The sequence below is a fragment of the Enterococcus canintestini genome (genome assembly GCF_001885735.1).
GTDB classification, from domain to species: Bacteria; Bacillota; Bacilli; order Lactobacillales; family Enterococcaceae; genus Enterococcus_C; species Enterococcus_C canintestini.
The window spans coordinates 1-22,526 of sequence record NZ_JXKG01000025.1 but is presented as its reverse complement, the minus strand read 5'-3'; the positions used below and the strand labels follow the sequence as shown (position 1 = coordinate 22,526).

General features: G+C 37.6%; 20 protein-coding genes. 12 read left to right on the top strand and 8 right to left on the bottom strand.

Annotated elements, in window-relative coordinates; genetic code table 11:
* Nucleotides 1-28: 28 nt before the first annotated feature.
* The gene (locus tag RU96_RS11240) at nucleotides 29-661 is read left to right on the top strand and encodes a FusB/FusC family EF-G-binding protein (protein WP_071865604.1); all 633 of its coding nucleotides are present in this window, start codon (nucleotides 29-31) and stop codon (nucleotides 659-661) included.
* A 344-nt stretch (nucleotides 662-1,005) separates the two neighbouring features.
* A complete protein-coding gene (locus RU96_RS11235) occupies nucleotides 1,006-2,436 on the top strand; it encodes an alanine/glycine:cation symporter family protein (RefSeq protein WP_071865603.1) in 1,431 nt (476 codons plus the stop codon).
* Nucleotides 2,437-2,645: 209 nt separating this feature from the next.
* On the opposite strand, the gene RU96_RS11230 is transcribed toward RU96_RS11235, so the two are convergent.
* Complete coding sequence (locus tag RU96_RS11230) at nucleotides 2,646-3,506, bottom strand: AraC family transcriptional regulator (protein WP_071865602.1); 861 nt, start codon at nucleotides 3,504-3,506, stop codon at nucleotides 2,646-2,648.
* A gap of 555 nt (nucleotides 3,507-4,061) precedes the next feature.
* On the opposite strand from RU96_RS11230, the gene RU96_RS11225 reads away from it, so the two are divergent.
* The 3 genes from RU96_RS11225 to RU96_RS11215 all read left to right on the top strand — a co-directional run bounded on the left by RU96_RS11225 (nucleotide 4,062) and on the right by RU96_RS11215 (nucleotide 7,258).
* Nucleotides 4,062-5,141 (top strand): Gfo/Idh/MocA family protein, encoded by a 1,080-nt coding sequence (locus RU96_RS11225; RefSeq protein WP_071865601.1) that lies wholly within the window; start codon nucleotides 4,062-4,064, stop codon nucleotides 5,139-5,141.
* Nucleotides 5,142-5,211: 70 nt separating this feature from the next.
* Nucleotides 5,212-6,180, top strand: a complete 969-nt coding sequence (locus RU96_RS11220) for a sugar phosphate isomerase/epimerase family protein (RefSeq protein WP_071865600.1) — start codon at nucleotides 5,212-5,214, stop codon at nucleotides 6,178-6,180.
* A gap of 52 nt (nucleotides 6,181-6,232) precedes the next feature.
* Nucleotides 6,233-7,258, top strand: coding sequence for a Gfo/Idh/MocA family protein (locus RU96_RS11215; protein ID WP_071865599.1), 1,026 nt, complete (start codon nucleotides 6,233-6,235; stop codon nucleotides 7,256-7,258).
* Nucleotides 7,259-7,320: 62 nt separating this feature from the next.
* Here the strand turns inward: RU96_RS11215 and RU96_RS11210 are convergent, their stop codons facing one another.
* Nucleotides 7,321-7,998, bottom strand: a complete 678-nt coding sequence (locus RU96_RS11210) for a type 1 glutamine amidotransferase domain-containing protein (RefSeq protein ID WP_071865598.1) — start codon at nucleotides 7,996-7,998, stop codon at nucleotides 7,321-7,323.
* Entirely contained in the window at nucleotides 7,995-8,330 is a 336-nt protein-coding gene (locus tag RU96_RS11205; RefSeq protein ID WP_071865597.1) for an ArsR/SmtB family transcription factor, read from the bottom strand. Before RU96_RS11205 ends, RU96_RS11210 begins: the two co-directional genes overlap by 4 nt.
* Before the next feature lie 240 nt (nucleotides 8,331-8,570).
* Between RU96_RS11205 and rsmG the strand changes: the two genes are divergently transcribed.
* From rsmG to guaB, 7 genes are all read left to right on the top strand, one after another.
* Nucleotides 8,571-9,284, top strand: coding sequence for a 16S rRNA (guanine(527)-N(7))-methyltransferase RsmG (rsmG, locus tag RU96_RS11200; protein ID WP_071865610.1), 714 nt, complete (start codon nucleotides 8,571-8,573; stop codon nucleotides 9,282-9,284).
* Nucleotides 9,285-9,867: 583 nt separating this feature from the next.
* The gene (locus tag RU96_RS11195; RefSeq protein WP_016173305.1) at nucleotides 9,868-10,632 is read left to right on the top strand and encodes a ParA family protein; all 765 of its coding nucleotides are present in this window, start codon (nucleotides 9,868-9,870) and stop codon (nucleotides 10,630-10,632) included.
* Complete coding sequence (locus tag RU96_RS11190) at nucleotides 10,622-11,512, top strand: ParB/RepB/Spo0J family partition protein (RefSeq protein WP_071865596.1); 891 nt, start codon at nucleotides 10,622-10,624, stop codon at nucleotides 11,510-11,512. The genes RU96_RS11195 and RU96_RS11190 overlap by 11 nt, the downstream gene beginning before the upstream one ends.
* 38 nt (nucleotides 11,513-11,550) lie before the next feature.
* A complete protein-coding gene (locus tag RU96_RS11185) occupies nucleotides 11,551-11,739 on the top strand; it encodes a DUF951 domain-containing protein (protein ID WP_071865595.1) in 189 nt (62 codons plus the stop codon).
* A gap of 159 nt (nucleotides 11,740-11,898) precedes the next feature.
* A complete protein-coding gene (gene ychF / locus RU96_RS11180; protein ID WP_071865594.1) occupies nucleotides 11,899-12,999 on the top strand; it encodes a redox-regulated ATPase YchF in 1,101 nt (366 codons plus the stop codon).
* Nucleotides 13,000-13,070: 71 nt separating this feature from the next.
* Entirely contained in the window at nucleotides 13,071-13,760 is a 690-nt protein-coding gene (locus RU96_RS11175; RefSeq protein ID WP_071865593.1) for a DUF1129 domain-containing protein, read from the top strand.
* Nucleotides 13,761-14,270: 510 nt separating this feature from the next.
* Nucleotides 14,271-15,755, top strand: a complete 1,485-nt coding sequence (gene guaB, locus RU96_RS11170; protein WP_071865592.1) for an IMP dehydrogenase — start codon at nucleotides 14,271-14,273, stop codon at nucleotides 15,753-15,755.
* A 115-nt stretch (nucleotides 15,756-15,870) separates the two neighbouring features.
* On the opposite strand, the gene RU96_RS11165 is transcribed toward guaB, so the two are convergent.
* The 5 genes from RU96_RS11165 to croR form a co-directional block, all read right to left on the bottom strand.
* Nucleotides 15,871-16,329, bottom strand: a complete 459-nt coding sequence (locus RU96_RS11165) for a DUF2798 domain-containing protein (RefSeq protein ID WP_071865591.1) — start codon at nucleotides 16,327-16,329, stop codon at nucleotides 15,871-15,873.
* A 314-nt stretch (nucleotides 16,330-16,643) separates the two neighbouring features.
* Nucleotides 16,644-18,104: a polysaccharide deacetylase family protein gene (locus tag RU96_RS11160; RefSeq protein ID WP_071865590.1), complete on the bottom strand. Its 1,461-nt coding sequence runs from the start codon at nucleotides 18,102-18,104 to the stop codon at nucleotides 16,644-16,646.
* 434 nt (nucleotides 18,105-18,538) lie between these two features.
* The gene (serS, locus tag RU96_RS11155; protein WP_071865589.1) at nucleotides 18,539-19,816 is read right to left on the bottom strand and encodes a serine--tRNA ligase; all 1,278 of its coding nucleotides are present in this window, start codon (nucleotides 19,814-19,816) and stop codon (nucleotides 18,539-18,541) included.
* 402 nt (nucleotides 19,817-20,218) lie between these two features.
* Complete coding sequence (locus RU96_RS11150; protein ID WP_071865588.1) at nucleotides 20,219-21,430, bottom strand: sensor histidine kinase; 1,212 nt, start codon at nucleotides 21,428-21,430, stop codon at nucleotides 20,219-20,221.
* A complete protein-coding gene (gene croR, locus RU96_RS11145; protein WP_071865609.1) occupies nucleotides 21,420-22,109 on the bottom strand; it encodes a response regulator transcription factor CroR in 690 nt (229 codons plus the stop codon). The genes RU96_RS11150 and croR overlap by 11 nt, the downstream gene beginning before the upstream one ends.
* Nucleotides 22,110-22,526: the final 417 nt, after the last annotated feature.

The following is a 22,526-nucleotide window of genomic DNA, read 5'->3' as shown; positions in this document are numbered from 1 at the left end:
CTCAGCGGTTTGGAGAAAGGAAAATATTATGAAACTAGAACCTTATCACTATTTTGCCCTAGCAAAAGCAATTGACGATTTGATTAATGTTTATCAATCTGTCAATGACAAACAAACAGTCAATGCCGTTCAGGCTTTAACAACTGAAAAAATTAATGAAATTTTGCCCGAGGATTCGACTCAAAAGGAAGAATTGCTTCAATTTATTTTAGATCCTCATTTGACTAAAGCTTCAGCAGAGCGTTATTTAAATGGATTAAAAGAACATGTTACGCCTTTTGTTGCGCCAAGTGCAAAACAAGTGGAAAAAGTTTTTCGCAAGACTAAAAAATTACACTTACCAAATTTTGACGCGATGGACTTAAAAGAACATACCTATATTGGTTGGAACGATCCAGGCCAGCAGCAAAAATTCCTACTGTATTATGATGAGCAGGGCTTACAAGGTTTAAAAGGTAACTTTTCAAGTAATGTTTTGAAAAATGTTTGTTCCATTTGTCATAAAACCAGTGAAGTCGCGTTATTTTTAGCTACGACTAAAAAGGGTGGAGATGGCACTTACACGAAAAAAGGTAACTATATTTGTGTCGACAGTGAAAAATGTAATCATCAGCTTTACGATAAAAAGCAGTTGTTGGATTTTGTCGCCAAAGTAAAATAAGGACTTCTTATTTTTTGATTACCCTCGAGGGATAAAAAGATGGCGAGATTTTCTCGCTGTCTTTTTTTTGTTGGAAAAATAATGGTAAAAATCCGAACATTCACTACTAATTAAGCTAAAAAAATCACAAATTGGTAGAAAAGGTAGTGAAAAGCTGATAAAATGGCAAAATATTCAGATTATTACAAAAATAAAAAGTTGGTTGGAAACGGTGAAGTAAAAATTGTATAGACAGCGAGAATTTTTGTTAAAAATGGCACGGTAAATTAAAGTTTTTATCCGTTTTTTATGATAGACTTTAGGTTCTTGTTTATTTTTAACAATAGTGAAAAAGGAGGCGTAAAATGAATCAGTTGCTTGTAAAAATTAACGATTTTATTTGGGGAGCTCCCATGATTTTGCTAATTTTGGGCATTGGTCTGATTTTAACGGTTGGTTGCCGTTTTATTCAGCTGAAAAAATTGCCATTGGCATTGAAATTCATGGTGCAAGATGAAGAGGACGGCAAAGGAGATGTCTCTAGTTTTCAGGCTTTGTGTACGGCATTATCGGCGACAATTGGAACTGGAAATATTGTCGGTGTGGCAACAGCGATTGTCGCCGGTGGTCCTGGCGCATTGTTTTGGTTAGAACTAGCAGGACTTTTAGGGATGGCGACAAAATACGCAGAAGGTCTATTAGCGGTCAAGTATCGCTCCTTTGATTCCGATGGTAAAGCACTGGGAGGTCCTTTTTACTACATTGAAAAAGGGTTAGGAAAAAAATGGCGTCCCCTTGGTAAAGCCTTTGCTTTATTTGGTATTTTAGCCGGTTTATTAGGAATTGGAACCTTAACACAGATTAACGGGATTACTTCAGCGGCAGAAACTTTTTTTGATCCCAATAAAAATCATAGCCTACAATTATTTGGGCATCACTACTCTTGGGCTGTTATTATTTCGGGCTTACTGGTGACGATTTGTGTGGCCGGAGTTTTAATTGGCGGTGTTAAACGAATTGCCAAAGTTTCTGAAATTATTGTACCAGCGATGATTCTTTTATATGTCGGCTTGTGTTTGTGGCTAATTGTTTTAAACGCAGCAAAATTGCCTAGTGTGATCGCTTTAATTTTTCGTAGTGCTTTTGGCTTTGAAGCCGCGGCAGGTGGAGCATTGGGTGCGATGATGATTGCGATGCAAAAAGGAATCGCTCGGGGTATTTTCTCCAATGAATCAGGACTTGGTAGTGCGCCGATTGCAGCCGCAGCGGCCCGTACCAAAGAACCAGTCCGACAAGGTTTAGTTTCGATGACCGGTACATTTATTGATACGATTATCGTTTGTAATATGACAGGGATGGCAATTGTATTAACGGATGCGTGGAAAATCGGTAAAGATGGCGCAGCGGTAACTATCTACGCCTTTAGTGAGGCATTGCCACTGTCTGCACCAATTGTTTCTTTTTTACTGATGATATGTTTGGTGTTTTTCGCTTTCACGACGATTTTGGGATGGAATTATTACGCAGAACGGTGCTTGGCTTATTTGTTTAATACTAATAAATTTGCCAATTTCTTCAAAGTTTTATATGTTGCGGCGGTTTTCATTGGACCTTATCTGACTGTTTCAGCTGTGTGGACCATCGCCGATATTTGCAACGGTTTGATGGCGTTTCCGAATATTATCGCGCTGATTTTATTAAGTCCAGTTGTAGTTAAAGAAACACGTAAATTCTTTGCAGTGAAAAAAGCAACAGTACCGCGTTTAGCGTCAGAACTTTCTTTAGATGAAGATTAAATCATTAAGAGGTTGTGACAGAAGCTGCTTCTGTCACAATGTTTATTCGGAAATAGGAGGCTGTGGCAAAATTTGTCACAGCCTTTTTGTACTAGTAAAACAGTCAGTCAATCGTAAATACATCATTGAAAAAGAAAGTGTGGGCAGAAATTTTTTATTTAAGCTACAACAAAAAATTTTTTCTCGCTTTTTTTCACTTTATTTTTAATTTATTTTAGTTGCTTTTGATATTGTAACGGTGCACAGCCAACTGTTTTTTTGAAAACATGATGGAACGTTTTAACGTTGGCAAAGCCCGCTTTCGCTGCAATTTCACTCATTGGCGAGTGTTCTGTGGCCAATAAAAACTTCGCTTGTTCAATCCGATATTCTTTTAAATATTGTGAAAAAGGTAGGCCAACTTTTTGTTTAAAAAAGCGGGAAAAATATGTTTCACTAAAGCCTACTTGGCGGGCAGCGGCTTCTAAAGTAATCGGGGAGTCGAAATTCGCCTCGACGTATTCAAAAATTTGATCCAATAGTTCTAAAGTTTCGCGACTTTTCAAATTTTCTTTGACCTTACTTTGTTTGACATCATCTTTTGGCGCTAACTGATATAAAGCATAAATAAATTGGGTCAAAAGACCTGTCACACCGTATTGCCAGCCTTCATTTTTTTCTTCATGGCAGTTAAAAATAGCGCGCAACAACTGATTAATTTCTTTTTGCGCGGAAGTGGGCCAGTCTCGGCTATAATTTGGTGCTTCATCAAACAGTTGCAACAAAGTACGGTCGGTTGTGACTAAATTATTTTGCTCATAAAAAAAGCGCAAATCAAATTGGAAAACGATTCGTTGACTGTCTGGAGACGCCAAGAAAAAATGAGGTTCGCCACTCGGAAAGAAAAAAATCTCCCCTTCTGCTAATTCAAAAATTTCTCCAAAAGCTCCCAGTTTAACAGTGCCAGTTAAACAATAAATAACCTCAATTTCCTTGTGCCAGTGAGGATAGACAATTTCCCAGCCATCATTAATAAAAGTTCGAAAAGGAAATGCGCTATGTAATTCGGGTATTTCTAAATATAAACTCATCTTTTCACCTCATTTGAGTAGGATTAATAAAAGTTATCGACTGTTTTTGATCCGAGTTCCTTTAGTTTTATGACAAACTCTTGGCGACATTAAGTCGAAATGCTAAGAAATTTGAGAAGCGATTTAACAAGATTTTCTCTTATTGCTTGAGAACTGGACGAGTTCCTTTAGCTTTTCTTTGATCCAGCACAGGAAGCAACTCTTCGGGAAAAATTCAAAAATTAGTTTCTGGTAAAGAGCACCAGAAAACGAATTTCTGAGATTTTTCCAAAGAGCTACCCACTTCCTTTAGCTTTTCTATTGATCTAGCTTCATAAACTAACTCGCTGCGACAATAAGCTAAAATTTCAAGAAATTTGGAAAGCAATTTATCAAGATTTTCTCTTATTACTTGAGAGCTGAACGAGTTCCTTCAGCTTTTCTTTAGTATAGCGTATTTTTAAAAGAAAAAAAGATAAAATCTGGGAATTTTTGGCTAAGGATGTGGGAGGAATTTGATGCGGGCTTTTTTTATAATAAAGAAAATAAAACGTTTTCAAATAAGGAGAAATAATTATGAGTTTAAAAGTGGGAATTATTGGATGTGGCGGAATTGCTACGGGTAAACATTTACCGGCCTTGGCTAAAATTGAGGAAGTTGAATTGGTGGCTTTTTGTGATGTCATTTTAGATCGGGCAGAAAAAAGTTGTAAAGAATATGGCAGTGAAAACGCCAAAGTTTTTAGCGATTATCAAGAAATGTTAGCAGCGTGTGATTTAGATTTAGTCCATGTGTTAACGCCCAACAGTTCTCACGCTGAAATTTCAATTGCGGCAATGGAAGTTGGCTGTCATGTAATGTGTGAAAAACCAATGGCGAAAACGGCTACTGAGGCAAAGGCAATGGTAGAAGCTGCAAAAAAGACGGGGAAAAAGTTAACGATTGGCTATCAAAATCGGTTTCGTAAAGATTCCCAATATTTACATACTGTGTGTAGCGAAGGGGAGTTAGGCGAGATTTATTTTGGTAAAGCTCACGCAATTAGACGTCGGGCAGTGCCAACGTGGGGTGTTTTTTTAGATGAAAAAGCGCAAGGTGGCGGCCCATTAATTGATATTGGAACGCATGCGTTGGATTTGACACTTTGGATGATGAACAATTATAAACCAAAATTTGTCGTAGGAACTGCTTATCGTAAATTAGCGGAGATGGAAAATGCAGCTAATGCTTGGGGTTCTTGGGATCCAAAAGAATACAAAGTAGAAGACAGTGCTTTTGGTTTTATTACGATGGAAAATGGCGCCACGATTTTCTTAGAAGCAAGTTGGGCGTTGAACTCATTAGACGTTAAAGAAGCCAAAACTACTTTGTGTGGAACCAAGGCTGGCGCAGATATGAATGACGGCTTAACGATTAATGGTGAAGATCATAGCACGTTATATGAGAAAAAAATTGAATTAGAACCAGGCGGCGTCGATTTTTATGACGGTACTGCTGATGATCCCGCTTATAACGAAGCAAGAGCGTGGATCGATGCGGTTTTAAATGACACAGAGCCACTAGTAAAACCAGAGCAAGCCTTAGTTGTTACAGAAATTTTAGAAGCGATGTATCAATCTTCAGCGACAGGTGAGCCGGTTTATTTTGAACGCTAATTAAAACTAGCACGATTTTTTCTGACATAAAAAAATTAACCAGTAAACGAGTATAGAAAGGATGAAAAAAATGAAATTAGGCGTTTTTACCCCATTATTTAATAATCTAAATTTTGATGAAATGATTGAAAAAGTAGCCAGTTATGGTTTGGAAACTGTAGAAATTGGCACCGGCGGATCTCCTGGTAATGCCCATTTGGACATTGATAAATTATTAGCTTCTGGAGATAGTCGTAAAGAATACTTGGCGAAATTAGCCGATAAAGGATTGACGATTTCGGCTTTAAGTTGTCATCACAATCCGATTTCACCGGTAAAATCAGTGGCCCAAGAAGCAGATGAATTATTGCAAAAAACGATTAAATTAGCTCAATTAATGAATGTTCCTATCGTAAATGGTTTCTCTGGCGTGAGTGGCGGTAATGAAACAGATACCCAAGTCAACTGGCCTGTTTTGCCGTGGCCAACAGAATATAGCGATAATTATAATTATCAATGGGAACAAAAATTGATTCCTTATTGGCAAGAAATTAACACAGTAGCCGAAAGTGCTGGAGTTAAAATCGGGATTGAATTACATGGTGGTTTTTTAGCCCATACACCTTATACGATGTTGCGTTTACGGGAAGCTACCGGTAAAGCAATTGGCTGTAACTTGGACCCAAGTCATTTGTGGTGGCAAGGAATTGATCCGGTCGCGGCAGTGAAAATTTTAGGCGAAGCTGGGGCAATTCATCACTTCCATGCCAAAGATACGTATTTGGATCAAGACAATATTAATATGTATGGACTGACTGATATGCAGCCTTATGGCAATGTTAAAACACGTTCATGGAATTTCCGTTCCGTAGGTTGTGGGCACGATTTAAAAGTTTGGTCTGATATTATTTCGGCGTTGCGGTTATACGGCTACGATTATGTATTAAGTATTGAGCATGAAGATCCTTTGATGTCCATTGATGAAGGGTTACAAAGAGCGGTGACGAATTTGCGTTCTGTCATGATTCATGACACACCAACCGATATGTGGTGGGCGTAATTTTTTTAAAGATAAGGGAAATTATGAGTTTTAAAAGAAAGTGAGTAAAAGAATGAAACCATTACAATTTGCGATTATTGGTTATGGTGGCATGGGTTCTTATCATGCCAAAACCATTATGAAAAAGTCCAGTGAAGTTGTGGCTGTAAAAGGAGTTTATGATATTAAATCTGAACGCCAGGATGTCGCGCAAGCCGATGGATTTTTAGCGTATGAAAGTTTACCAGAACTTTTAGAAGATGAAACAACGGATGCCGTTTTAATTGCAACACCCAATGATAGCCATAAAGAATTAGCAATTGCAGCTTTAAAAGCAGGTAAACACGTGGTTTGTGAAAAACCAGTTGCTATGAATACAAAAGAATTAGATGAAATTTTAGCCGAAGCTAAAAAGTGTGAGCGGACGTTTATGGTGCATCAAAATCGACGCTGGGATCCAGACTTTTTAATGATTCGCCAAATGTATCAAGAAAAAACGCTAGGCGATTTATTCCAAATTGAATCGCGCGTGCAAGGAGCCAATGGGATTCCCGGTGACTGGCGCCATCTACAAAAACATGGTGGCGGCATGTTACTAGATTGGGGCGTTCATTTATTTGATCAACTGCTATTTTTAATTGATAGTCCACTGCAAACGATTCAGACTGATTTGAGCTATATTTTAGGAGATGAAGTAGACGATGGTTTTCATAGCTATCTAACGTTTGAAAATGGGGTTAAAGTTATAATTGAAGTGGGCACCACCAACTATATTCCGTTACCACGTTGGTATGTCAAAGGCATGGAAGGGACGGCGCTTATTTCAGACTGGGATTTAAATGGCAAAATGGTCAAAGCCACCCATGAAGAAACAGCGGCACCAAAACCTATTCAAGCTGGTGTGGGATTAACCAAAACCATGGCCCCTCCTCGCGAAGATGCAACCGAAGTTTTATCTTTACCAGCAGTTGAAACACCGTATCCAAGTTTTTACGCCAACTTCTACGATGTGGTAGTAAATGGCGGCGAGCCGATTGTCAAAAATAGTGAAGTCCGCCGTGTTTTAGCACTACTTGAAACTATTTTAGCGAAAGAGTAGTAAAAAAGTGAGTCCTTTATTTAAAGGATTCACTTTTTTGATTGTTCATTTTTATAATTAGCTTACTTTTGCAAATTTTCAATCAAAATTTTAGACACCGCTTTAACAGAAAATGGATTTTGTCCGGTAATGAGTTGGCCATCTTGAATGGCAAATTCACTGTAGGCGCGTTTCTTTTGGAAATGAGCGCCCCGTTCTTTGGCGACGTGTTCGTTTAAAAAGGGCACGACTCCTTTTTTACCGGCTAAAATTTCTTCACTCGTCGTAAAGCCAGTAATATTTTTATCTTTAATTAAGTAATTACCGTTATCATCTTGTAAGTTTAAAAGCCCTGCTACCCCATGACAAACTGAAGTCACATAGCCGCCTTGTTTGTAAATATCTAAAGAAAGCTTATGCAAGGTGTCATTATTGGGAAAGTCCCACATTACACCGTGGCCACCAGTGAAGTAAATGGCGTCATAATCTTTGGGATCAACTGCTTCAACAGGCAAAGAATCTGCTAAAGCCCGCTTTTTAAAATCAGCTGTGTTGTAAAAGTCCATAATTTCTTCGTTGGTGTATTTCATACTTCGAGGATCAATCGGAACATAACCGCCATTTGGACTAACGTAGTCATATTCAATCCCATGTTTTTGTAATTCTGCGGCAAATTCTGTTGCTTCTCCCAGCCATAGTCCCGTGGCATCATCTGTTTCACCATAATGGGTTGTGTTGGTTAATACGATCAGTACTTTCATTTTTCTGCCTCCTGAATAATTTGTGTGACATGATCTAAGAGTGTTTTTAACTTATCAATTTCTGTTGTATCGTGAGATAAGTAATAATAATTTTTCGTTCCTTCTTGGCGATAATCTACTAACTTGGCTTGTTTTAAAATTTTCAAATGATGGGAAACGGCCGGACGAGATAAGTTAGTGGCTTCTGTCAAATCAGGAACGCGTAATCCATTACAGGCTTTTTCAGCTAATAATGCCACAATAATTGCTTGCCGTTTTTCGTCCCCTAAGGCAATTAGAAAGTCACTGCTCGCAGTAAATTCATTTTTTAAGTGCGTTAAATCATGAGGCATATTAAAATCTCCTTCGTCGATAATTTTAAACCATTAAAACAAAAAAGCTGTCTAAAGTCAATTATTTTAAACGGTGTGACTTTTTATAATTCAGAATACAAATAAATTTACAGAATTTTTTAAATCCTTAAATACACAATTAAAAACCAATCTGCCCCCATTGCGAAAAACGTCCATTTGCGTTAAAGTAGAGAAAGCGTGAAACAAAAATTTGTTTCACAAAAAAGAAAGGAAAAGGCAATGTTACCAGAAGAATTTCAGCAACAGTTAGCTAAAAAAGGCATTGAACTTAGCCCACTCCAAATGCAACAGTTTGAAAAGTATTATGAATTGTTAGTGGAGTGGAATGAGAAAATGAATTTGACCGCTATCACAGAGAAAAAAGAAGTTTATTTGAAGCATTTTTACGATTCAATTTTGCTTGGTGCAGCTGTGGAGTTGAATCCCGAAGCGTCCATTTGTGATGTTGGCGCGGGAGCGGGTTTTCCAAGCATTCCTTTGAAGATTGCTTTTCCTAGTTTAAAAGTAGCTATCGTAGATTCGCTCAATAAACGGATTACCTTTTTAAATCATTTGGCGCAAAGTTTAAACTTGACGGATGTTTATTTTTATCATGATCGCGCCGAAACTTTTGGGCAAAATCCTGAATTTCGTGGTCAGTTTGACTATGTAACAGCAAGAGCAGTTGCCCGCTTAAATGTTTTAGCAGAATTATGCCTACCTTTAGTCAAAAAAGACGGCTTTTTCTTTGCTTTAAAAGCAGCTAAGTCCGACGAAGAATTAGCAGAAGCTAAAAAAGCGATTGCGACACTTGGGGGAAAATTCATTGAAGATAAAGAATTAGCCTTACCAAATGGCGATGCGCGACATATTTTAGTCATTCAAAAGAAAAAAGAAACACCTAAAAAATATCCTCGCAAGCCAGGTACACCAAACAAACAACCGCTAAAATAGTGCGCGATTTTCGAAAAAATGCTTTATTAGAAATAAAATTTATAATTTGACGGCAAATAGGCCGTTACAACTTTTATGTTATCTAGTTTCTTGAGCTAGAAAAGTCGAGAATAAGTGAAAAAATGAAAAAGTCTTAGAGCGACTTTCTAATTTTTCCGACTTATTCCTCCTTTTCTAAAGAAGCTCACTCAACTNTTATGTTATCTAGTTTCTTGAGCTAGAAAAGTCGAGAATAAGTGAAAAAATGAAAAAGTCTTAGAGCGACTTTCTAATTTTTCCGACTTATTCCTCCTTTTCTAAAGAAGCTCACTCAACTTTTTATGTTATCTAGTTTCTTGAGCTGAAAAAATCGATACAAGTAAAAATAGCTAACTGACAAAAAAGCGTCAGTGATCTATTTTGAGCTTGTCTCTCATTTTTCAAACGAGCTCACTCAACTTTTATAGGTATCTAGTTTCTACGGCTGAAAAAGTCGAGAATAAGTAGAAAAATGAAAAAGCTAAAGAGCAGCTTTCTAATTTTCCCGACTTATTCCTCCTTTTTCAAACGAGCCGTTACAACTTTTATTAAAGGAGATAAGAGGATGGCACGAATTATTTCGGTGGCAAATCAAAAAGGTGGCGTCGGTAAGACGACCACAACAGTCAATTTAGGAGCTTGTTTGGCTTTTATCGGCAAAAAAGTCTTATTAGTCGATATCGATGCCCAAGGTAATGCCACAAGTGGCATGGGTATTCGTAAGCCAGATGTAGCCAAAGATATTTACGATGTATTAGTCAATGAAGAACCTATTAAAGAAGCAATTTTACCTAGTTCACGGGAAAATATGGACATTGTGCCGGCGACAATTCAGTTGGCAGGAGCTGAGATTGAATTGACTTCCATGATGGCCAGAGAGTCTCGCTTGAAATCAGCGTTAGAAGAAATTAAAGACGATTATGATTTCATTTTTATCGATTGTCCACCATCATTGGGGCATTTGACGATCAACGCCTTTACTGCTAGTGACTCGATTTTAATTCCAGTACAGTGTGAATATTATGCGTTAGAAGGTTTGAGTCAGTTATTAAATACAGTGCGGTTAGTGCAAAAGCATTTCAATCCCGGCCTTGAAATTGAAGGGGTATTATTGACAATGTATGATGCCAGAACGAATCTTGGCGCAGAAGTGGTAGAAGAAGTGCGTCGCTATTTCCAAGAGAAAGTTTATGATACAATTATTCCTCGGAATGTGCGTCTTTCAGAAGCACCAAGCCACGGCTTATCAATTATTGATTACGATCCAAGTTCAAAAGGCGCCGAAGTTTATCAAGCACTAGCAAAGGAAGTGTTGTCTCGTGAAAAATAAAGGTAAAGGTTTAGGTCGAGGCATCGATGCTTTGTTTCAAGATTTGCAAGATTTGGAAGAAGTGGATGTAAAAACCGAAGAGGTCGTTGATATTCCGTTAAGTGAATTGCGACCAAATCCTTATCAACCGCGTAAAACTTTTGATGAAGCGTCTTTGCAAGAACTTGCTGCTTCCATTGAACGTTCTGGCGTATTTCAACCGATTATCGTGCGCAAATCAGCAGTAAAAGGGTATGAAATTATTGCTGGGGAGCGTCGTTTTAGAGCGTCAAAATTAGCACAACGGGAAACAATTCCAGCAATTATTCGTGACTTTGATGAAGAATCAATGATGCAAGTGGCAGTATTAGAAAACTTGCAGCGGGAAGATTTGAATCCGTTAGAAGAAGCCGAAGCCTACGAGATGCTAATGAAAAACTTGAAATTAACCCAAGCCGAAGTTGCTGAACGCTTAGGCAAAAGTCGCCCGTATATCGCCAATTATTTACGATTATTAACATTACCCAAATTGGTTAAAGAAATGGTGCAAGACGACCGTCTTTCCATGGGTCAAGCGCGGACGTTATTAGGGTTAAAAGATAAAAGTCAAATTTTGAAATTAGCCAATCGCTGTGTCAAAGAAAATTTGACTGTGCGCCAGTTAGAACAACTCGTCAATACACTGAATGAGAAAAAAGTAGAAAAGAAAACACCACCGCGGGTTGTGAAAGAAAAACCTTATTACTTGCGGGAAGGTGAAGATCGTCTAATGGATAAATTTGGGACTAACGTCGAAATTTTAGAAAAAGACGGCAAAGGAAAAATTGAGATTGAATATTTATCTCAAAGTGATTTAACGCGTATTTTGGATATTTTAGATATTCATTTTGACGAAGCTTAGTTTCGTCTAAAATTTTTGTTAAAACGAGGAGGATTTAAATGTACGATTTAGGTGACATCGTGGAAATGAAAAAACCCCATGCTTGCCAAGCAAACCGTTGGGAAATTATTCGCATGGGCGCTGACATTAAAATTAAATGTACCAATTGTGGCCACATCGTCATGATGACCCGCCGCGATTTTGAGAAAAAAATGAAGAAGATACTGGAAAAAGCACCAGAAAAATAGTTTCATGCCCACTTAATAGTGGGAGAAAGCTGATGAGCTAGAAGAGGTGCGGATAAGAAAAAAGTCCGAAAACGACTTTCCAATTTTTCCGACTTATTCCTCCTTTTCTAACCAAGCTCAATCAACTTTATAATTAAAAAAAGAAAGAGTGAAGAAATCATGGCTTTAACTGCCGGAATCGTTGGTTTGCCAAACGTAGGGAAATCGACTTTATTTAACGCAATCACAAAAGCAGGTGCAGAAGCTGCGAACTATCCTTTTGCTACCATTGATCCAAACGTAGGGATGGTGGAAGTACCAGATTGGCGCTTGCAACGTTTAACTGAACTTGTGCATCCGAAAAAGACTGTTCCAACAACTTTTGAATTTACGGATATTGCCGGCATTGTAAAAGGTGCTAGTAAAGGGGAAGGTTTGGGAAACCAATTCTTAAGCCATATTCGCCAAGTGGATGCTATCTGTCACGTTGTTCGTTGTTTTGACGATGACAATATTACTCACGTTGAAGGACGTGTGGATCCATTAGAAGATATTGACACGATCAACTTGGAACTTGTTTTAGCGGATTTAGAGTCGATTAATAAACGCTATACACGAGTAGCAAAAGTTGCCAAAACCAAAGACAAAGACGCTGTTGCAGAATTAGCAGTGTTAGATAAAATCAAACCGGTTTTAGAAGAAGGCCAATCTGCTCGTACGATTGAATTTTCTGATGACGAACAAAAAATCGTGAAAAGTTTGTTCTTATTAACAACAAAACCTGTTTTATATGTTGCCAACGTTTCAGAAGATGACGTGGCCAATGCAGATGATAATCACTATGTTCAAGAAGTGCGCAATTTTGCAGCGACTGAAAATGCTGAAGTTATTGTAGTTTGTGCTCGTGCTGAAGAAGAAATCGCTGAATTAGATGATGAAGACAAAGCAGAATTTTTGGAAGCTTTGGGAATTGAAGAATCTGGTTTAGATCAATTAATTCGCGCCGCTTATGATTTATTAGGACTTGCAACTTACTTTACTGCCGGTGAACAAGAAGTGCGGGCTTGGACTTTCCGCAAAGGGATTAAAGCACCCCAAGCAGCTGGTATTATTCACACCGACTTTGAACGAGGCTTCATTCGAGCAGAAACAGTTTCCTTTGAAGATTTAAATAAATACGGTAATATGCACGCGGCTAAAGAAGCAGGACGTGTCCGTTTGGAAGGTAAAGATTACGTGGTACAAGATGGCGATGTCATGTTATTCCGTTTCAACGTCTAAAAAAACGGTGTCATCTTGGCTGCAATGTGGTAAAATGCCCTTTGTAAAAGAAGTTCAGGAGGAAGTCATTCATGGATGCAGAAGCACTACGCGCAATGGTTGCAGAAAACCGCGCATTAGAACCGCAACTAACCAAACGTAACCAACAATATATTTTTGATTTGAAGAAATCTTTAGAAGCAGCAAACTTATCTGAAGCAGAAATGGCTACAGCTTTAAATGAAATTCTGCCAGTTTTAGTCAAAGAACAAAAAGGCGGGAAAACCGCGCGTCAACTCTTTGGTACTGTTTCAGAACGCACCGAAGCGATTTTAGCTAAACCCGAACCTAAAAAAGAAACGCGTCCTGTGTTGATGTGGGCCGATAACGTCATGTTTATCTTTGGTTTATTTGCAGTGATGTTAGGTTTAATGCGTTTATTCACTAAAGATACTGGGCAACAAACTTATGGTTTATTAACATTAATTATTGCCTCATTATTTGGGGGTTATGCTTTTTACTTAATGTATAAATACATTTATCAATACGAACGTCCCGGTGCGGATAAGAGTAAACGGCCAAAACTGTGGAAGACAATGCTTATTTTGGTACCAGTTTTCTTCTTATGGATTTTAGTCTTTACTGTCAGTGCAATGTTGCCATTTAACATTGTCTTGGATCCATTTATCCAATTAGTTTTAGGGGCTGCAGTTTTTGCCTTACGTTGGTATTTGAAGAAAAAATACAACATCGAAGGTTCATTGACTATTCCCAAAAATTAATTAGTAGCAAAAGAGGTTGTGACAAAAGCGACCAGTTTCAAGAAATAAGACGAAATTTCCGAAAATTGCTTTTCAAATTTTGGGGAATTTCGTCTTATTTCCGAAGAAGCTGCTTCTGTCATACCGTTTATTCGGAAATAGAGGTTGTGACAAGACTTTTGTCACAACCTCTTTTTTTGATCTAATTTTACGAATGAACTTTTGAACTTTTAATGTCAATAAGTAAAAAACTTAAGAAATAAAAACACAATTATTTAAAAGGCCGTCTTATTTTTTGAAAGTTGGAGGAACTCATTTAGTTTTTTTATCTATAAATGGTGTTTAGTGTAATTAAAGGAGGGGTCAGGAAACGTATTTTTATTAAACAAAAAGCTGATTTTTTCCGAACATTGTCTAATGGCGTCACTACTGAATTTTCAGAATATTACGTAAACAATTTGGGCTGTTGACTTGTCGGATATTTTCTGTTAGTTTCATAGATAAAAATAAAACTGAGGAGTGGTATTTACAATGTCTAACTGGGAAACGAAATTCGCTAAAAAAGGTCTAACTTTCGATGATGTCTTATTAATTCCAGGCGAAAGTCACGTCCTACCAAATGATGTGAATATGCAGGTCCAACTAGCGAAAAATATCCGTTTGAATATTCCAATCATCTCTGCCAGCATGGATACTGTGACAGACAGTAAAATGGCGATTGCGATGGCACGTCAAGGTGGTTTAGGGGTCATCCATAAAAATATGAGTATCGCGATGCAAGCTGATGAAGTGCGCAAAGTGAAACGTTCGGAATCTGGCGTTATTATTGATCCATTTTTCTTAACTCCGGACCATTTAGTCCAAGATGCTGAACATTTAATGTCAAAATACCGCATTAGTGGTGTGCCGATTGTCGAAACAATGGAAAATCGCAAATTAGTCGGCATTATTACTAACCGTGACATGCGTTTTGTGACAGACTATAGCATTAAAATTGCAGATGTTATGACTAAAGATGATTTGGTTACCGCCCCAGTAGGTACCAAATTAGCAGACGCTGAAAATATCCTCCAAAAACATAAAATCGAAAAATTACCAATCGTTGATGAAGACGGTCGTTTAAGTGGCTTAATTACGATTAAAGATATTGAAAAAGTAATTGAGTTTCCTAATGCCGCAAAAGACGAACACGGTCGTTTATTAGTTGCCGCGGCTGTTGGTGTCACCAGTGATACGTTTGAACGAGCACAAGCATTACTTGATGCCGGTGCAGATGCGATTGTAATTGATACTGCTCATGGCCATAGTGCCGGTGTGTTACGTAAAATTGCTGAAATTCGCGCTAAATTCCCAGCTGCAACTTTGATTGCCGGAAACGTTGCCACAGCTGAAGGTACAAAAGCACTCTATGATGCTGGTGTGGATGTCGTCAAAGTTGGGATTGGTCCTGGTTCAATTTGTACGACGCGTGTCGTGGCTGGTGTGGGTGTTCCCCAATTAACTGCGATTTATGATGCTGCTTCTGTTGCACGTCAATATGGTAAAGCCATTATTGCTGACGGTGGGATTAAATATTCTGGTGATATCGTCAAAGCTTTAGCAGCTGGCGGACATGCGGTAATGTTAGGCTCAATGTTAGCTGGTACAGATGAATCTCCTGGTGAATTTGAAATCTATCAAGGACGTCGCTTCAAAACTTACCGTGGGATGGGCTCTCTTGGCGCAATGGAAAAAGGTTCGAGCGATCGTTATTTCCAAAGTGGTGTTAATGAAGCTAATAAACTTGTCCCAGAAGGAATTGAAGGCCGTGTAGCGTATAAAGGTAGCGTTTCTGATATTATCTTCCAAATGATTGGTGGTTTAAAATCTGGGATGGGATATGTTGGTGCAGCTGACTTGAAACAACTACGGGATAATGCGCAATTTGTTCAAATGAGTGGCAATGGTTTGAAAGAATCACATCCGCATGATGTCCAAATCACAAAAGAAGCACCAAACTATTCGGTTGAATCTTAATCGTAGCCTTAGGGCAAGGTGTTTCCGCTAATTTACAAAATAAAAAACGAGTATCCAAATTAAGGGATACTCGTTTTTTATTTTAGCTTAAAAGATTGTCGTTTTTTTAATCAGCTTATTCTGCTTTTAAGGCGCTACGTCGACTCAATTTCAAAGCACTGACGGCAAGGGGACGCACGATAATTAATTGTAATGGTAAGGCCATTATCAGATTAAATAACCAGGTATGTAAATAAGTGCCCCAATTTAAATGTTGCCAACCCATTTCCATCACAATACCAAACACGGACATAAAAGTAACCATGCCTAAAATCATACATACACTAATCGAAATACCTACTTGCCAGCCTTTTTCTTTATTGGTTGGTAAACGTAATGCAATATTTTTGGCAGGTTTGCCGACGACGAAAACATCGAGTAAAAGGGCGACTAAAAATGCAAAGGGAAAACCACTAATCACCGCAATAAATGATAGTTCTCCTTGTAAAGCAATATTATAAATTGACATTCCTAAGACCATTAAGGTACACATGCAGCCGGTAAAAATCCAGCTTTCTTTTTTATTTGTTGGCATTTTAAAATTCCTTTCTGACGCCTGCTTAAAAGCAGTTTTACGTTTTCTTGTTTTGTGCAACGTCAACTATGGTATCAAGTCTAAAAATTCTTCGTAAGTTATTTTTTTCAAATTTAGAATTTCTTAATAATTTGGAAAAGATTTTATCGGTATGTTTCTGTCAGCAACATCAATGTAGGTGATTACCACCAAACAACGGATAAGTTTTTAGCGAACTCTTAGTTTATTGAAGGCAGTGGTCAAGGAACTTATTTAGCCACAAAAAAAGAAGTTGTGACAATAGTCTTATCACAACTTCTTTTGGCGTTTTCTTTTTATAAGTCTTTGGCTAGGCGATAATCATCAGCACCAAAGTAAACGTACATTGGTTTTTGTTGTTTTTTCAATAGTGTGTCTACAGAAACAAATTCAAATCCTTGTTGGCGCATGTTATCAATGACACCCGGTAAAGCAGCGACTGTCGCCGGTTGAATATCATGCATTAAAACAATGGCGTTTTCAGTTAAGGTTGCTTTAATACGGCTTTGAATCATATCAGCATTTTTTGATTTCCAGTCTTCAGAATCTACGTCCCAGTTGATGATGGGTTTGCCGGCAACGCGGGCAACACGTTCATCAGCAGCCCCATAAGGAGGACGGATATTACGAGGTAAAATACCGCAAGCTTCAAAAATCGCTTTATCAGTATCCCGAATTTCTTTTTTCAAGGCGGCATCAGATAATCCAGTTAAGACAGGGTGCGTGTAAGAATGACTGGCAACTTCATGCCCCTCTGCTACGACTCGTTTTACGATGTCTTGGTTATCGCTCACGTTTTTACCTAACATAAAGAAAGTAGCACTGGCTTTTTTATTTTTTAAAATATCTAAAATTTTTGGTGTTGTGGCGGGATTTGGTCCATCATCAAAAGTCAATGCCACATATTTTTTCTTAGGATCAAGTTGTGGAAAGGCATCTTTAATTTTTTCCGGATTAACAAAATCGGTGTTAACGTAAGCGGCAATATCTTTATAATCTAACGTAACTTTATCGACGCCGGTTTTATTTTGCGCTAAGGTAATCGTCAACTCATCTGGTGTAAATTCAATTTTATTTTGATAATTAATTCGTGGTAAATCTAAAATACTATCAATTACGGCATTTTTATCTTTTGCTTCATTGAAAATCTTTTGTTGGATGACTTGTTGGATTCCTAAAAGGTCGCCTTCTTCTGGAATTAAGTCTTTGACTGTGACAGCTTTACCCGTTTTATGCGTAATATAAGCGGGCTGATTTGTTACCAATTTGCCCTTCGTAAAACTTTCTTTGTCATCGTGCCACACGTAAGGTTCTGCGACTAATTCGTAAGTGTCCAGCTGGTCACTGACCGGATTTACTTCCAATTTTGCAACGATTAACCCTTTTTTATCTTTTAAATTTTCTTTGGCTTTACTCATTAGCGTGGCTAGTTCTTTTTTACTGTTTTCTTCAGAAAAAACAGGATTATTTTTTGGTATATAGGTAACAGTTACTAAATCGGTTGCTTTTTTCTCTGATTTTTCACTGGCAATCCCACTTTGATTTCGCTCTTCTTGAATTTCTTGTAAAAGCGCTGTTGATTTTTCTTCAAAAGCTTTTTGAGCGGCCGCTTCTGCTTGTTTCATTTGATAAAAGGTATAGGCAAAAAAGCCAAATAATGCCACCAATAAAATACTAAATAGTGTAAAAATATTCTTGCCCCAATTATTTTTAGGCTTTTGCGAGTGTCGACTGCTACGCGTGCTGTTATTTTCCATTTTTACTAACTCCCTAAATTTGTTCGTAATTGCTTTCACTGTACCATTATTGGCATAGTCATTCAACTCAAAAAGATTGCAATACAGCTTACATTATCGTTATTTGGCTAAATTTTATCATTTTTTTAGAAAAGTGAGCTAAATTAATTAAAAGTGTTCACAACAGAAATGCAGATATAACAAAAAACGAGGTTAAAAAATAAGGATGGACTGTGACAACAGTCTTATGACAGCTTTTGTTTTGCGAAGAAATGGTATTTATGAGGTAACTTCTGCAATAAGTTTAAAATTTCGCAAAAATTTGATTTATTTGTGAGGAGAGTTTTCCATTAAGAAAAGCGCCTCAGAAAAGTGAGCTTTTTAGGCTAATTTTCTAAGGCGCTGATTATTCTAAATTCTGTGCAAATTTTAAGTGCTTTAAATTTTAATTTTCTTTAGTCTTTGGCGATTTTTTGTAAGCCACCCATGTAAGGAACTAAAACTTCTGGAATGGTAACTGTGCCGTCTGCATTTTGATAGTTTTCTAAAATAGCAGCGACTGTCCGACCAACTGCTAGACCAGAACCGTTTAGTGTGTGGGCATAATGTAATTTTCCGTCTGCATCACGATAACGAATCATCGCCCGTCGCGCTTGGAAATCTTCACAGTTTGAACATGAGCTGATTTCACGATATGTTTGTTGCGCTGGAATCCAAACTTCTAAGTCGTACGTTTTCGCTGCTGAAAAGCCCATATCACCAGTAGATAAGGCAACGACACGATACGGTAAGCCTAATTTTTGTAAAATTTCCTCGGCGTTATTGGTCATTTTTTCCAATTCTTCATAAGAATGTTCAGCATCAGAGAATTTTACCATTTCGACTTTGTTGAATTGATGCAGGCGAATTAAACCACGGGTATCGCGTCCGGCACTACCAGCTTCAGAACGAAATGATGGGCTTAGTGCTGTAAAATAAATCGGTAAATCTGCACCATCTAAAATTTCACCGTTATAGTAATTAGTCAATGGCACTTCTGCAGTTGGAATCAAAGTTAAATCCGTATCCGCTAATTGGAAGACATCTTCTTTAAATTTAGGAAATTGACCAGTACCAAACATGGCGTTGCTGTTGACAATGTAAGGAGGAATCATTTCTGTGTAACCGTGTTCGTATACGTGTAAATCTAACATAAAGTTATATAAAGCCCGCTCTAATCGGGCACCTAAGCCACGATAATAAACAAAACGGCTACCAGAAACTTTTGCGCCGCGTTCAAAATCTAAAATTTCTAGATTTTCTGCCACTTCCCAATGCGCTTTTGGTTCAAAAGCAAAATCTCGGGGAGTACCAAAGCGACGCACTTCAACATTATCGTCTTCGTCTTTACCAACTGGCACTGAATCATTTGGTAAATTAGGTAAAGTAGTTGCGATCATTTTTAACTCTTCATCAATCGCTGCAATTTTGGTGTCGTATTCTTTAATATTGGCACCAACAGCTTTCATTGCCGCAATTTTTTCGGTAGCATCTTCTTTGTTGCGTTTTAATTGGGCAATTTCTGCGGAAACGTCATTACGTTGTTTTTTTAATTCTTCTGATTTTACTAAAAGAGTGCGGCGTTCTTCATCCAATTTGACAAATTCATCTAAGACATCTGCAGGTACACCTCGTGTGGCTAATTTTTCTTTGACCATCGTCATGTTTTGGCGAATCATTTTAATATCTAACATTCTTTTCCCTCGCTTTATGATTTAATCTAAAAAGACTTTTTCCACTTTTAACACAATTACCAATTTTTTTGTTAATAAAAAAAACTATCTCATCCCAAAATGCTTGGGACGAAATAGTTTGTTCGCGGTACCACCCAAGTTCAGCTTACGCTGCCCTTGTCGACTGGTATCGTCAGTCAGCCGCGCTTATTTATCATAAGCGTACGTCAACAAAAACTGGATTCAATGGCTTGGCCTGCTGATTTTCACCACCATCAGCTCTCTTTAAAGTTACACCATTTACTAGGTTTTCTCGTCTTCTTATCTGATTAGCTTTAGCATACTCAACTTTTCAAATTTCGTCAACTGCCATCTTAATCGATTGCGGTCAAAAAAGTAATGCAAAATATTTCTTGCTTAGTATTAACCATTCAAGTAATCTTCAGCTTTGCGCGCGCTAGGCGAAACATTACTTTTGACCGGTAAGTGAATGATAAAAGAAGTCCAATCTGGATTACTTTTCGCATAAATATAGCCGCCGTGTAAAGCCACGATACTTTGGGTAATGGCAAGTCCTAAGCCGGTCCCGCCAGTCGCTTGGTTACGGGATTCTTCTACGCGGTAAAAACGATCAAACAAAGAGTCTAGCGCTTGTTTTGGAATCATGGCGCCATTGTTTTTGACAACAATCACCGCTTCTGTGCCAATTTGATCGACTTGGATAATGATTTTGGTTGCACCTTTGCCATATTTAAAGGCGTTTGTAAACAAGTTATTAAAGACTCTGACGATTTTTTCGGTGTCACCATCCATGATTAATTGTTCTTTGGGAGAGGAAACTTCGATCGTAATGTTTTTCTTTTTGGCTTCTAACTCAAAATCAGCCGCCAATTGCTCCACCAGTTGAATCATATCAAAAGAAGTCAAATTAATTGGCACACTGGGTTGTCTCACCTTCGTGTATTCAAATAAGTCATCTACTAAGGATTTCATTTGTTTGGCCTTCACAAAAGCCGTGTGGGTATATTTTAATAAGTCTTCTTCTGATTGATATTGCCCGTCTTCAATTAATCCTAAATACCCAATAATGGATGTTAAAGGGGTGCGAATATCGTGACTGACGTTTGTAATGAGTTCATCTTTTGATTTCTCAATTTTTCGCTCATCTTCAATCGCAGCCACTGTACTGTCAACTAAACCATTAATACTCGAAACAACACGACTTAAATCGCCACTTAATTCAAATGGAATGCGATGATCATAATTGCCATTCGCAATATAATGCAACTCACTGATAATATGCCGTAATTGCATTTGGCGATAGCGGCGAATTAATCGCCAATAAACTACGCCAGCATCGATTAATAAAAATAGCGGCAAAATAAAGTTGCGACCGTTCCAGAAAAAATCAGAGTCTAAACGGCGAGCAAAAATATTTTTTGAATCCCAGATGGCATTTTCTAAAGAAGGGGAGTTGCGAATAAAAGACGTTAGGACAACTAAAAGTGCCACATTAATTAAAATTAATAAGATAACTGTGACAATACCTTCAGCCAAAAGTTCGCTAATTTCTTTAGAAGTTAGGGTAATACGTTTTCTTTTTTCAAGTTGATTTTTTTTGTTTTTATTTTGCATCGATCTTATAGCCAACACCCCAAACTGTTTGGATAACTTTTTCGCCGCCAGTAGCGTCTTCAATTTTATCCCGTAAGTGACTAACGTGTACCATAACGGTTTTAGCGGAAACTACGCTTTCTTGTTTCCAAACGCGTTCAAAAATTTCATCGGCACTAAAGACGCGATTAGGGTGAGAGGCTAATAAGTATAAAATGCCAAATTCTAATGCGGTTAATTGAATTTCTTTACCGTCAATTGTTTTAACTTCGTGAGAATCTTTGTTAATGATTAAAGAGTTTACTTCTAATATATCCGGTTGATCTGGTGTAACTTGCATCTTAGTCCGACGCAAAAGTGATTTGACCCGTGCCATAACTTCTAAAGGATTAAAAGGTTTCGTGACATAATCATCAGCCCCTGCCACTAATCCTTTAATTTTATCCATATCCGTTGTTTTAGCAGTAAGCATAATAATTGGAATTTGAGATTCTTTCCGTAATTCTTTAACGACTTGCATCCCATCTTTTTCCGGCATCATAATGTCTAAAATCATTAATTCAATATCAGGGTTGGTGCGAATCTTTGATAAGGCTTCTTTCCCATCATAAGCTTTCACCGCTTCATAACCTTCATTGTGAATATAAATGCTCAATAACTCGACAATCTCTTTGTCATCATCAGCAACTAAAATTTTCATCATAAAAATCCTCCTGTAATAAAAGTAATTTATTCTTTCTATAGAAGAAAAGATTTGAAAAACAAAATTAAACGAAAAAAAAGAATAAGTTTCTACAGCTATAGTATCAAAAAAGTGCTAAAGAAAACACTCAGAGCCTCTTTTTAACAATTATTTAAAAAGACGGCTTTGAAATTTAACGAACGAAATTTCAAATAACCCAGTTTTAAAAAGTTTGATTTCGATAAAAAGACGAACGATTATTTGAAGGTTAGAATTTATAGTTTAGAATTGCGAAAAATGTTGTTAAATCAATAAGTTTTCGTTGACTTAGACTTTCAAAGTTGGTATATTATTACTTGTCCTTGAGAACGTGTTTCTTAAGAAAACAAACTTTGAAAAAAGTTTAAAAAAGTTGTTGACAGTCGTCAAAACGAC

What these genes read in the sequence shown, in the direction of transcription:
- croR (WP_071865609.1), bottom strand. Translation starts at nt 22,109, where the DNA reads ATGAAAATTTTAGTTGCTGATGATGACAAAGAGATTGTCGAGTTATTG.
- RU96_RS11150 (WP_071865588.1), bottom strand. Translation starts at nt 21,430, where the DNA reads ATGCAAAATAAAAACAAAAAAAATCAACTTGAAAAAAGAAAACGTATT.
- RU96_RS11160 (WP_071865590.1), bottom strand. Translation starts at nt 18,104, where the DNA reads ATGGAAAATAACAGCACGCGTAGCAGTCGACACTCGCAAAAGCCTAAA.
- serS (WP_071865589.1), bottom strand. Translation starts at nt 19,816, where the DNA reads ATGTTAGATATTAAAATGATTCGCCAAAACATGACGATGGTCAAAGAA.
- RU96_RS11185 (WP_071865595.1), top strand. Translation starts at nt 11,551, where the DNA reads ATGTACGATTTAGGTGACATCGTGGAAATGAAAAAACCCCATGCTTGC.
- ychF (WP_071865594.1), top strand. Translation starts at nt 11,899, where the DNA reads ATGGCTTTAACTGCCGGAATCGTTGGTTTGCCAAACGTAGGGAAATCG.
- RU96_RS11230 (WP_071865602.1), bottom strand. Translation starts at nt 3,506, where the DNA reads ATGAGTTTATATTTAGAAATACCCGAATTACATAGCGCATTTCCTTTT.
- RU96_RS11195 (WP_016173305.1), top strand. Translation starts at nt 9,868, where the DNA reads ATGGCACGAATTATTTCGGTGGCAAATCAAAAAGGTGGCGTCGGTAAG.
- RU96_RS11210 (WP_071865598.1), bottom strand. Translation starts at nt 7,998, where the DNA reads ATGAAAGTACTGATCGTATTAACCAACACAACCCATTATGGTGAAACA.
- RU96_RS11205 (WP_071865597.1), bottom strand. Translation starts at nt 8,330, where the DNA reads ATGCCTCATGATTTAACGCACTTAAAAAATGAATTTACTGCGAGCAGT.
- RU96_RS11225 (WP_071865601.1), top strand. Translation starts at nt 4,062, where the DNA reads ATGAGTTTAAAAGTGGGAATTATTGGATGTGGCGGAATTGCTACGGGT.
- RU96_RS11235 (WP_071865603.1), top strand. Translation starts at nt 1,006, where the DNA reads ATGAATCAGTTGCTTGTAAAAATTAACGATTTTATTTGGGGAGCTCCC.
- RU96_RS11175 (WP_071865593.1), top strand. Translation starts at nt 13,071, where the DNA reads ATGGATGCAGAAGCACTACGCGCAATGGTTGCAGAAAACCGCGCATTA.
- RU96_RS11215 (WP_071865599.1), top strand. Translation starts at nt 6,233, where the DNA reads ATGAAACCATTACAATTTGCGATTATTGGTTATGGTGGCATGGGTTCT.
- guaB (WP_071865592.1), top strand. Translation starts at nt 14,271, where the DNA reads ATGTCTAACTGGGAAACGAAATTCGCTAAAAAAGGTCTAACTTTCGAT.
- rsmG (WP_071865610.1), top strand. Translation starts at nt 8,571, where the DNA reads ATGTTACCAGAAGAATTTCAGCAACAGTTAGCTAAAAAAGGCATTGAA.
- RU96_RS11240 (WP_071865604.1), top strand. Translation starts at nt 29, where the DNA reads ATGAAACTAGAACCTTATCACTATTTTGCCCTAGCAAAAGCAATTGAC.
- RU96_RS11165 (WP_071865591.1), bottom strand. Translation starts at nt 16,329, where the DNA reads ATGCCAACAAATAAAAAAGAAAGCTGGATTTTTACCGGCTGCATGTGT.
- RU96_RS11220 (WP_071865600.1), top strand. Translation starts at nt 5,212, where the DNA reads ATGAAATTAGGCGTTTTTACCCCATTATTTAATAATCTAAATTTTGAT.